Genomic DNA, 2,090 nt, shown 5'->3' with positions numbered 1-2,090 from the left:
GTGGGTAAAACAGAGTTAGCTATTCAATACTCATGGCAATATTTGGAAGATTATTCTGGCGGGTGTTGTTGGTTAAATCCCCAAGGTATTGATTTGGGAACCCAGTTAGTAGAGTTTGGAGTTGTGAATTTACCTAACTTTAATCCAACAGACGGGTTAAGCCTAGCAGGTCAAGTTGCTTATTGCTGGAAGAACTGGCAAGCTGGCAAAGTTTTATTAGTATTTGATGATGTTAAAGACTGGATGCAAATTAAACCCTATCTACCACCTAAAGGTTCTCGGTTTAAGGTGTTAATTACCACTCGTCTAAATACAGGGTTAATATATCCATTACTGCCACTAGGTGAATTGTCACCAAATGCAGCCTTAGAATTATTAGCAAAGCTATTGGGGGATGAATATGTTCAACAGGACACAGAGACAGCAAAAAAACTTTGCGAACATGTCGGTTATATCGCCATTGGACTGTATCAAATAGCAGCTATCTGCCGTAAGCCAGGGAGAGTATTATGTTAGCAGACATCCTCGCACGGCTACAGAAGCAAGCGTCAACAGGCGAGTCTGGTGTAGCAGCAGCTTTTGAGTTGAATTGGCAAAGCTTGGAATCAGAAGCACAAAAATTGGCTTGTTTGGTGAGTTTATTTGCTTTGGCTCCTATCCCCTGGTCAATGGTTGAATCAGCAGCAAGTGCTAGCCTTATGGAATTTGACCTCAAAGCTAACTGCACTATTTTAGTTGAGCGTTATCTGCTGCAACAATTGGCAGATGACACCTACCAAGTTCACGAACGCATTCAGGAATTATTACGACAAAAGTTAGAAGAGTTAGCCCAAGCGGATGAACTCAAGTGCGGCTATTGTCAAGCAATGGTAGCCGTAGCAAAAGATATTCCTCAGACACCCACATTGATAGAAATTGCTCAAGCAACCCTGTCCATCCCTCACCTTGCGGAAGTTGTCACAGTTTACCAAGCTTGGTTAAGCGATGAGGATTTAATCTCACCATTTGAGGGCTTGGTTAGATTTTACGCAGGTCAAGGAGCCTATGAGCAAGCTTTGCCTTGGGGTAAACAAAGTTTATTAGCTACTAAAGAACGTTTGGGCAAAGAACACCCCGATGTGGCAACTAGCCTGAACAATTTGGCAGTCCTCTACGAATTACAGGGAAGGTACAGCGAAGCCGAACCTTTGTGCATCCAAGCTTTGGCGATGAGAAAACGCCTGCTGGGGGATGAACACCTCGATGTGGCAAGTAGCCTGAACAATTTGGCAAAACTCTACAAATCACAGGGAAGGGACAGCGAAGCCGAACCTTTGTATATCGAAGCTTTGGCGATGAGAAAACGTCTGCTGGGGGATGAACAACCAGATGTGGCAGAAAGCCTGGACAATTTGGCACTCCTCTACGAATTACAGGGAAGGTACAGCGAAGCCGAACCTTTGTGCATCGAAGCTTTGGCGATGAGAAAACGCCTGCTGGGGGATGAACACCTTGATGTGGCAAGTAGCCTGAACAATTTGGCAGCACTCTACGATTCACAGAAAAGGTACAGCAAAGCCGAACCTTTATATATCGAAGCTTTGGCGATGACAAAACGCCTACTGGGGGATGAACACCCCGATGTGGCAACTAGCCTTGACAATTTGGCAGTCCTCTACGAATTACAGGGAAGGTACAGCGAAGCTGAACCTTTGTGCATCCAAGCTTTGGCGGTGAGAAAACGCCTACTGGGGGATGAACACCCAGATGTGGCAAGTAGCCTGAACAATTTGGCACTCCTCTACTATTCACAGGGAAGGTACAGCGAAGCCGAACCTTTGTATATCGAAGCTTTGGCGATGAAAAAACGCCTGCTGGGGGATGAACACCGATATGTGGCAACTAGCCTGAACAATTTGGCAAAACTCTACAAATCACAGGGAAGGTACAACGATGCCGAACCTTTGTATATCGAAGCTTTGGCCATCGCTGAAAAACAGTTGGGGGCAAATCATCCCAATACAATAACCATTTGTGAAAATCTGGAAGACTTGCGGCGGAATCGTCAGCCTTGATTCAGGAGAATGGTTGCTTTTGTCTGGCGTTGGTTT

At 45.3% G+C, this 2,090-nt stretch carries 1 protein-coding gene and 1 pseudogene; both read left to right on the top strand.

Annotated elements, in window-relative coordinates:
* Positions 1-516: pseudogene (locus tag VE944_RS27335) on the top strand (NB-ARC domain-containing protein,Caspase domain-containing protein); the annotation flags it as partial.
* Positions 510-2,054 carry a tetratricopeptide repeat protein gene (locus VE944_RS27330; protein WP_324984690.1) on the top strand — a complete coding sequence of 515 codons (1,545 nt, stop codon included), beginning with the start codon at positions 510-512 and terminating at the stop codon, positions 2,052-2,054. The pseudogene VE944_RS27335 and the gene VE944_RS27330, both read left to right, overlap by 7 nt.
* The last annotated feature ends 36 nt before the right edge of the window (positions 2,055-2,090 follow it).

This window comes from Nostoc sp., assembly GCF_035638895.1.
GTDB lineage: Bacteria > Cyanobacteriota > Cyanobacteriia > Cyanobacteriales > Nostocaceae > Nostoc.
This window is presented reverse-complemented; position numbering and strand designations above follow the sequence as displayed.